Genomic DNA, 9,352 nt, shown 5'->3' with positions numbered 1-9,352 from the left:
GCATTTGATAAGATTGAAACTTGTAGTGTGGCATCTATGTATCCTGTATGCATCAAAGCAATGAAGTGAATATATGGGGTTCCTCAAAGGTTGAATTGATGAGATACAATTTTAACATCAACTAATGAGAAGTGTAAAGAATATCCCATATGCCCTATACTTTTTTTCCATTGGAATGAAAAAAGGTTGAAAAAATGCTTTACAGTAAAATTAATGGGAGATTCTTTACAGTTAAGTAAATGGATAAGTTTCTTTGCAGATTGAATTGTGATTGAAAATGATACTTATGTACATTTTAATTCGTTCATAAATTGAATGTAAGAAGCTAAGAAGGTGAAAGATGTATTGATGTGCTTTCAACCATGAACCCCCGTCAATCCTGCTTATTTTGCCTTTTCAAGATGGTCATTCGCTTTTGTCTCTATTTCCCTTTCTTCCTGCTAGAGTGGCTTTCCTGTGACCCTATACATCATCTTTAATTTCATTTTTAATTTGATTCTTCTCTTCATCATCAATTGCAGGAATCTCAATATCATCCATCCATGATGTATCTGGTTCATCATCTAATTGTTTCATCTTCTTTCGATTTGCCATTTTCTCTACTAACCCAAATTTACCTTCTTCCAACCATTTCTGCATAATTTCTATCATCTTGCCTTCGTAATCTTCTTCAACGTATTGCTGTTGTTCATCAACATGCAACTCACGTCTGCAATTGAAACAAACATGATTTGAAAATGGATTAATAATACCACATACACTACAATTGATTGTTGCAAGTTCATGTTTTTCTATTTCTTCGGATGGTACATCAATTCCATATGCTTTACATATTTCAAGGTCATGTGCTTCTTCTGATATATGTACATATTTTTCGACCATTCGACTTGATTTAGTCCAACCGAATTGTTTTTTTAGAATCTGGTCAGATAGAAGTGGTGATATATGAGTTACTTTACTATGGCGTAATAAATGTGGATGTACTCTCTTTTCAATACCTGTTTTTTTTGCTACTTGTATGATTATCGTTGATACATGCTTATTTGAGATTCTACCATTATGAGTCATAAATAAAGGGGATTCAGGATTTTTAGTCGGATGATTATTGATGTAATTAATGACATATGGTATTGAATCCTTTAACCTGATTCTCCTTTCACCTGTTTTTCCATTCACTCTAATATAATATCCTCTTTTATCTTGTTTAATATCTCCAAAATGAGAATGTTCTATTAACTCTCCAATCCTGCACCCTGTGTCATATAACATTGCAATTATTGTTTTATCACGGTCATTTTTGCAATGTGCAATCATACTATCAATTTCTTGTGTTGTCAATACATCATCAGGTTTGATTTCTTCCTGTACTCTGTTAAATGTAATCCACTTGACACAATCCGGTTTTTCATCGGTATCATAGAGATACTTGAAAAAAGTTAAAATAACCGATAGTATTGAATTTACGGTCAGTGCCTTGAGATTATTTCTACTTGCTACATAACTTTGTATATCTCTTTTAGTCATTTCATCAAACGGTTTTCCATTAAATACCGCCAACCTTCTTAACTCAATGACATCATTATACAATGTTTTAACGGAAAATTTCTTTATATTTTTCCTGTAAAAATAGTATTGTCGCAGTATTTCAAGTTGCGCAGATGTCATTTTTCTGTCATCGGTCTTATTTTTAGGTGGTGTGTTTTCACTCCGTAACTCTAATAACACTTCTGCTCTATACTCATAGTCCATGATACTACTTCCATATATCTTTATTTAATATAATTCAATTGTATTAAGGTTGCTATATACCGTAACAATAATGAACATTGTTGTTGTAAATCAGCGTATACGAGGCTTTCAAATGGAACATTGTCATTCAAAAAAAGAAAAACTTCAGAATCCCATAAGGCATGCGAAGATCACCGAAAATATGAGCGTTGACGAACTTGTACATGCTCTTGATGGCTGTGCTTTTGGTGCAGGAAAATTAGCAGATGCTGTTGACATCTACACCGAGATGCTTGCAAATGAATCCACCAGTTTCTTCGGGCTGGCAGGAGCAATGGTGCCTGCGGGAATGAGGGACATAGTTACAGACCTTATAAAGGACGGTTACATCGATGTGCTTGTCACCACAGGTGCCAACATGGTGCATGAGATCGTGGAATCAATGGGACTGCATCACTACAAGGGATGTGCTGAATGTGATGACATCGAACTGAAACACGATGAGATAAACAGGATATACGATGTCTACCTGCCAGAGCCTTATTTTGTTGATTTTGAAGAGAAATTGAAGGCAATTCTTTCGGATATAGGTCCTGATACCATCTCCATCAGGGAGTTCATGACACACCTGGGGAACAACATCGATGACAAGAACTCGATCTTAAGAGCTGCAGCTGACATGAACGTTCCTGTTTATTGTCCTGCCATACAGGATTCAATGATAGGACTTCAGGCATGGCTCTTCAAGCAGTCAAAACCACTTAACGTGGATGCTTTTGCAGATATGAAAGAGATAATCGACATCTGCTACGAGGCAAAGGACCCGGGTGCCGTACTTATCGGTGGCGGTGTCCCGAAGAATTACATATTCCAGTCCATGCTCATAACCCATCAGGAATTCGAGTATGCCATACAGCTCACAATGGACACCCCGGAGACAGGAGGACTTAGCGGTGCAACCCTTGACGAAGCACGTTCATGGGGTAAGGTCAGCGAGACTGCACGCTCTGTAACAGTCCACTCGGATGCAACCATCACACTCCCGATAATGGTAGCGGCAGCAAGAAGCAGGCTTGCCAAGATGTAAATTATGCAGGAGCAGTTACATGGAAAGAAAGACAGGACTTATACTCGCACTTGATGTTACAAACAGGAACGAAGCCATCAAAATATCCAAACAGGTTGCCGGATATGTCGATGCCATTAAAATAGGCTACCCTCTGGTCCTTGCAACAGGAATGGACATAATAGACCAGCTTTCAAAATACGCACCAATCATTGCAGATTTCAAGGTTGCTGACATACCAAATACAAACCGCCTGATATGTGAGCAGGTTTTCAAGGCAGGTGCCGATGGCGTTATCGTCCAGGGATTCACAGGACATGACAGTCTTGAAGCTGCTGTGAAACTTGCAAAGGAGAAGGACAAGGATATCTACGTAGTAACCGAAATGAGCCATCCAGGTGCTCTTGATTTCATGCAGCAGGCTGGCGAAGGCATTGCAAAGATGGCAGCAGATGCAAAAGTAACCGGTGTAGTCGCACCGGCAACCCGACCTGAGCGTGTTACAGAGATAAGGAAAATAATAGGAAACGAACTCTCCATTATATCGCCTGGCGTGGGTGCACAGGGAGGAACAGCTTCCGATGTCATAAAAGCTGGTGCTGATTGGGTAATCGTTGGCAGGAGCATTTACCAGTCAGATGAACCGGACATGGCTGCCAAAAAAATAGTTGATGAGATAAAAGAAGTAATCTGATTTTGAGATTATGATCTATGTGCCGATGATGATAAAACACATCTGATTCATGATGAACCCTATGAGTACTGAGGCACATGTATCATCTAATTGAACCCTAGCCTATTAATTCCATATTCTGTTTGAGAATATTGGAGAATACCTCATTCTTTTTAACATCAGACCTTGCTTCTTCAAGACTTCTTTTCAAGTCTGAAACTGAAGTTTCAAGGCTTTGTATATAAATTGTCTGCTGTTCCAGTTTATTATTGAGCTTTTTGATATCAAGGTCCTGACGATGAATTGTGACATTGATACCAATTTCCCTGTTGGTTTTCTCAACCATTTCACCAAGCTCTTTTCTTCTGATTTCCATCTCCACAAAAGCTTTCTCCATCTCCTCTGCAAATCTGGAGTTTTCTTCACGCTTTTGCATGATAGTATCATTTTCAACTTCAAGTTCAGATTTTCTCGCTTCCAGAGCTTTCATATCTTCATGGAAACCAAGTTCTTTTTCCTCGTAAACTTTTATATTCTCTTCATGTTTGAGTCTGAGTTCTTCACGTTCTGCCTTAAGTTCAGTTTTCTTCTCATCAAGAGCCTTTATCTTTTCCAGGAAAACAAACTCCTTCTCCTCATGAGCTTTTACTCTTTCTTCATAGACAGCTATGGAAGTTTCCAGTTCCTTTGCTTTAGGACCAAGTTCGATAAGTTCTGTATGAATATGTTCCTTTATCTTTTCGATCGAAGAGCGCTTTTCCACAAGTAGTGATTCTTCATCATGAAGTTCAGTTTTGAGTGTCTCAATATCAGCACGTTTGCGATTGAGCTCTTTTAATTCAGCGTAATAACCGGACTTAATAATTTCAATAGCTGCAGGACAAGTAGCTTCTGCCAATTCTATTGATAATTCCTCACCGGTTGAAAGTTTCTCTTCCATATACCTGCATTTTTCATCAAGTTCAGACTTCTTTTGAGTATACTGCTCAAACTCTGTTTCGTAAGTCGATCTGAGGGAGGATAGTTCTTCCATCCTGGCATTATATTCATCGAACTTCTTTTCATAATCAAGGCGGGAACTTTCAAATTCCTTTACCTGAATCTCGAACTCAGAACGCTTTTGCTCGAATGCAGATATTTCCTTTTCAAGTTTCTCTGTCTGCTCTTTGGGTATGGCTTTTTTAGCTCTTTCCGTGGCAGACTTAAGAATAGCACATTTTATGTTGAGAGCTTTTTCCTGTTCTTCAAATTTACTTTGGAGTTCATCAAGCTCTTTTTGCTTTTCCTCATATTCAAGGATATCAGATTCATACCGCGACCTTATTTCAAGAAGCTGGGCCTCTTTCTGAATAAAACCATCTACATCAAACCTTGGTGTACTGGAAGCAGGGATCTTATTCTCCGAAACAATATTCTGATTGTTTCCTGGTACGTAGTTCATAAGAGATATAGTAGAAGCTTCATGTTTTGCTTCATTTTCTTTTTCATCTTTTACGATGGGTTTTCGATAAATATTAGGAGTAAAAACCTTAGATGATTTTTCAGCCTTTTTATTTTCACCAGACAAATTCAATGAACTCATTAAATCAACTCCTCATCCTGTTTTCCGACAACCGGTTGTTTCCAGAATTCCATTGGCATATTCCGGGCAAGTTCCAATGCACCTTCAGATATACCGTAAACAGAGTCCAGGTCAAGGAATACATCCCCTCCACCAAGCTCTTTAAGCTCACCTTCAATAAAAGTACCAATGTCGAGCAGCTTACTTGTACCACCAAAAATATGAATATTATTCCTTAAGGATTCACGTATACCAGGATCAACATCAGATAATATCCGAGTAATTCCTGAGACTATGTCAGTAACCACAAATTCACATGCAATTTGTACCTCCTCAGCTATTGATTCCTCAATATCTCCACTTTCAAGAGGAACAGTAACAATACATGGATCGGAACTAGGACCCAGATGTCCGTATTTTTCCTTCCACTCCCTTGCAAGTTCTTCTGTTACATTTGAATCTGGCCATCTTTCATTGATAAGTTTAACTATTTCCATATCAATGTCCTTTCCGGCACATGGAAGACTTAAACAATCTGTTTCCTGAGGAACATCGCCACTAATGATACAAATATTTGTTTTGTTACAACCAATATCTACTAACACAGAATTATCAAGAAAATCATACCTATAGGCCATGCAAAAAATACCATCTACAAGCATTGCACCTGAAAAAATCTCCCTGGAAAGTTCCAGAAGTTTCTTTTTGTATGCCTTTTGTGCATTTGAAGGCACACCTAGAATTGCATATGTATTCACTCTGCTCATATTGACATCATGTTTTTCAAGAATGTTTTTCAAATATTTCCCGCAGGCAATAACATCTTCTTCAGTTTTTAATTCAATATTCAGGATTTCTCTGATGTTGTCAACCTGTGATTCCAGCGCATCTTCACCAAATAGCACTTTTTCTGTAGAACTGTCACTATCATCATTCAGAAGAGCTACAACAGTTCGCTCAGAGATTTTATTCCCATCACTTGTGCAAACAGATGTTTTAAACATTCCTGCATCAATTCCAAGATACAGAAAATCATCATTTGTGGTGAACTTATCCATGTAATCACTATCGTTTTTAAGACCCACATCGAATTGCAATATGTATATAATGGGATCCTTTTTTATTGAATATGAAGTGTTCTATTAAATCAGTATTTATATATTATGAACATAAGATTCACGATTATGGCTATAAATTGACAGAAACAAATTGACCATAATTCTAAAAAAGGATGCAATAGCCTATTAATGAGCAAATGTACTCATGTACATAAAGTTATATTTTATAAAGAGATATTAGATATAATTATCTTTATGCTTTTTGTACAAAACATGTATGATACCTTCTGCAAGACCCAACTGAGGAACGTGCATATGAGTCACATTACCCCACTTCATAACTGAGTAATATATTTTAGAAGCAGGCACTATAACATCAGCCCGGTCCGGACGCAGACCCAGTTTAGTTATACGCTGTTCCAGTGTGAAGCCCTTGAGATAGGTATTGAGGCTTCTGATATCCGTATCCTGCAGAAGAGTACCATCCTTCCTGCCAGACATACGGAAGAGCTTATTTATATTGCCACCGCTACCGATAGCATTGTCTGGTTTATGCTTTCTGGTGATCTTTTTTACCCATTGCTTCATCTCATTCCAGTCTTCTTTTGTCACGATGCCTTCAAGAATACGAATTGTTCCTATATTGAATGACCTGTAAGCAAAGACTTCATCCCCTTTAAATAGGATTACTTCCGTGCTGCCACCACCCACATCAATATGAAGATAAGTGGAATCACTACTCCCAACTATCTTTTCTATACGATTGGAATAGATGATCTTTGCTTCCTTCCTTCCACTTATGACCTTAAGGTCAATACCACTCTTTTTCTTGATTATGGAAACAATCTCATCGCTGTTGTCAGCTTCTCGCATTGCTGAAGTTGCACATGCCATAAAATCAATTGGTTCATAAGCATCCATAAGATGCTTGAATGCGATCATCGTACTTACAAGACGGGAAACCTTTTCCTGAGATATATTATTATGAACAAACGCATCCTCACCAAGTCGAATTGGCATACGAACAAGAGTTATCTTTTCATAGATAGGTTCCACCCCACCATAGTCAACTCTTGAAAGAAGTAACCTCACGGCATTGGAACCAACATCAATTGCAGCAAATTTCATAAGACATCCTCATGTTCCACTCGTTTTTTAAGGAAATCATAAATATCATCCTGAGCCTGATGTGGACTGTCCCCACCTGTTCTGTATTTATTATCCTGGTGCACATTGATTATCCTTGCCTTGGTATTATCCAGGAATTGTAAATTCATGTATTCCCTTAATTCTTCTTGAAGAGAAGGATCATAAATGGGTGTTGCAACTTCCACACGTCTGTCAAGATTCCTTACCATCCAGTCAGCTGATGAAATGAAATATCTTTCATCTTCATTATTACAGAAAATAAAAATACGGGAATGTTCGAGATATTTATCAACGATACTGATGACCTCGATATTCTCACTGAATCCACCGACACCCGGAACCAGTGAACAGATACCCCTGATAACCAGCTTAATCCGGACCCCCGCCTTGCTGGCATCATAAAGTGCATTGATCATATCACTGTCCACAAGACTATTCATCTTCGCATGAATGTATGCCGGCTTCCCCGCTTCCGCATTCTCTATTTCATTTTCAATGTGTTTCTTGAAGTTATTGCGCATTTGCAGAGGAGCAACTATGAGATGCTTGTAATCATAGACTTTATAGTTATGAACGAAAAAATCAAATACCTTTTCCACTTCAAACGTCAGATCAGGATTTGATGTCATAAGCATATGATCACAATAGAGCTTTGCAGTGGATTCATTGAAATTACCTGTTCCGATGCATGAATAATGAACAGTATTTTTCCCCTCGTTCCTTGTAATATGACAGAGTTTTGAATGGACTTTCAAACCATGCACACCATCAATGATCTTTGCGCCTGCATCTTCAAGTTTCTGGGTCCAGTAGATATTAGATTCCTCATCAAATCTCGCCTGAAGTTCAATGACAACTGTGACGCTTTTCCCATTCTTTATCGCATTAATGAGTGCATTGATAACATTCGAATTGCGAGCAACCCTGTAAAGAGTGATCTTTATGCTTGATACATCAGGATCGATTGCTGCCTCTCTTAGAAAGTCAATAAAATAATCGAACGACTGATAAGGATAATGAAGTAGAATGTCTTTTCCCCTTAGAGCAGCAAATATGCTTTTAAGTTGTAGAAGGTGTTTTTGAGGGAGTGGGTGTTTTTTTTCATAGAAAAAGGAGTCAGGACCAACTTTAGGAAAATCCATGAAATCCTTTGCATTATGATATTTTCCACCTGGCACCAGATTTTCGAATTTTTGGAGTTTTAGTCTTTTAAGTGTGAAATCCAATAGATAGTAAGGCATGTCCCTGTCATAAACAAAACGAACTGGCTGGCCTTTTTTTCTATCCTCAAGGCTATCAGATACTTTTTCGAAGAAACTTTTTGTTACATCATCAACAATATCCAGCTCAGCATCCCTGGTAAGTTTGATGGTATATGCACCTATTGAATCGTATTCAAAGGTGGAGAAGATATCATCAAGACCAAAGCGGATAACGTCATCAAGCATGATAACACATTTCTTCTCGCTAGAATGTGGGAGCAGGATATAGCGAGGAAGCACATCCGCAGGAACTTCGATCAAAGCAAATTTTGAACCATTTGGGTCCCATTTTTTCCTGACATCAATGAGCAGATAAATGAACTGATTCTTTAAATATGGAAAAGATTGAATATCTTTCAGCATGACAGGAATAAGACGTGGTCGTACCTTTTCCTGGAAATAGACCTTAAGGAAAGCTTTTTGAGCTTTATCAAGCTGTGTTTCATCAACAATGAAAATGTTATGCTTTTCAAGCTCTTTTGTAAGTTCAACAAATATTTTGTCAAACTCATCTCGAAGCTCCAGAACTTTATCATACACCTGTTTCATGACTTTTTTTGGAGAATCACTTACCATAACCTTCGACTTGAAACCAGCATCTATCATGCGCTGTAATGTGCCAACCCTCACACTGAAAAACTCATCAAGGTTCGAAGAGAATATACCAAGGAACTTCAGACGTTCAAGTAATGGAACCTTTGGGTCTTTTGCTTCCTGGAGTACTCTTTCATTGAATGAAAGCCAGCTTATCTCCCTGTTAATATAATTCTTCACTTCATCAGACATAAAACTCATTTTTCGTGACTTTAAATACATTAAAATGCTGTCGTATTTTAACATAAGTACAGCAGTCCT

The 9,352-nt window shown here is 37.9% G+C and carries 7 protein-coding genes; 2 read left to right on the top strand and 5 right to left on the bottom strand.

What is annotated here, in order from left to right; all coding sequences use genetic code 11:
- Window positions 1–462: 462 nt before the first annotated feature.
- Window positions 463–1,749, bottom strand: coding sequence for a tyrosine-type recombinase/integrase (locus QZZ23_RS03510; protein ID WP_292466875.1), 1,287 nt, complete (start codon window positions 1,747–1,749; stop codon window positions 463–465).
- A gap of 112 nt (window positions 1,750–1,861) precedes the next feature.
- Here QZZ23_RS03510 and QZZ23_RS03505 point away from each other — a divergent pair, with 112 nt between their 5' ends.
- Entirely contained in the window at window positions 1,862–2,815 is a 954-nt protein-coding gene (locus QZZ23_RS03505) for a deoxyhypusine synthase (protein ID WP_292466873.1), read from the top strand.
- Window positions 2,816–2,834: 19 nt separating this feature from the next.
- On the top strand, window positions 2,835–3,488 hold the full coding sequence (pyrF, locus tag QZZ23_RS03500) for an orotidine-5'-phosphate decarboxylase (RefSeq protein WP_292466871.1): 654 nt from the start codon (window positions 2,835–2,837) through the stop codon (window positions 3,486–3,488).
- A 97-nt stretch (window positions 3,489–3,585) separates the two neighbouring features.
- On the opposite strand, the gene QZZ23_RS03495 is transcribed toward pyrF, so the two are convergent.
- The 4 genes from QZZ23_RS03495 to ppk1 form a co-directional block, all read right to left on the bottom strand.
- Window positions 3,586–5,049 (bottom strand): hypothetical protein, encoded by a 1,464-nt coding sequence (locus QZZ23_RS03495; protein ID WP_292466869.1) that lies wholly within the window; start codon window positions 5,047–5,049, stop codon window positions 3,586–3,588.
- The gene (locus QZZ23_RS03490; RefSeq protein ID WP_292466868.1) at window positions 5,049–6,125 is read right to left on the bottom strand and encodes a rod shape-determining protein; all 1,077 of its coding nucleotides are present in this window, start codon (window positions 6,123–6,125) and stop codon (window positions 5,049–5,051) included. Before QZZ23_RS03490 ends, QZZ23_RS03495 begins: the two co-directional genes overlap by 1 nt.
- Window positions 6,126–6,323: 198 nt before the next feature.
- A complete protein-coding gene (locus QZZ23_RS03485; RefSeq protein ID WP_292466866.1) occupies window positions 6,324–7,214 on the bottom strand; it encodes an exopolyphosphatase in 891 nt (296 codons plus the stop codon).
- Complete coding sequence (gene ppk1 / locus QZZ23_RS03480; RefSeq protein WP_292466865.1) at window positions 7,211–9,292, bottom strand: polyphosphate kinase 1; 2,082 nt, start codon at window positions 9,290–9,292, stop codon at window positions 7,211–7,213. Before ppk1 ends, QZZ23_RS03485 begins: the two co-directional genes overlap by 4 nt.
- Window positions 9,293–9,352: the final 60 nt, after the last annotated feature.

It is taken from the genome of Methanolobus sp. (assembly GCF_016278385.1).
Classification (GTDB): Archaea; Halobacteriota; Methanosarcinia; order Methanosarcinales; family Methanosarcinaceae; genus Methanolobus.
This window is presented reverse-complemented; position numbering and strand designations above follow the sequence as displayed.

Coding starts and splice junctions, on each gene's coding strand:
- QZZ23_RS03510 (WP_292466875.1), bottom strand. CDS start 1,749: ATGGACTATGAGTATAGAGCAGAAGTGTTATTAGAGTTACGGAGTGAA.
- QZZ23_RS03505 (WP_292466873.1), top strand. CDS start 1,862: ATGGAACATTGTCATTCAAAAAAAGAAAAACTTCAGAATCCCATAAGG.
- pyrF (WP_292466871.1), top strand. CDS start 2,835: ATGGAAAGAAAGACAGGACTTATACTCGCACTTGATGTTACAAACAGG.
- QZZ23_RS03495 (WP_292466869.1), bottom strand. CDS start 5,049: ATGAGTTCATTGAATTTGTCTGGTGAAAATAAAAAGGCTGAAAAATCA.
- QZZ23_RS03485 (WP_292466866.1), bottom strand. CDS start 7,214: ATGAAATTTGCTGCAATTGATGTTGGTTCCAATGCCGTGAGGTTACTT.
- ppk1 (WP_292466865.1), bottom strand. CDS start 9,292: ATGAGTTTTATGTCTGATGAAGTGAAGAATTATATTAACAGGGAGATA.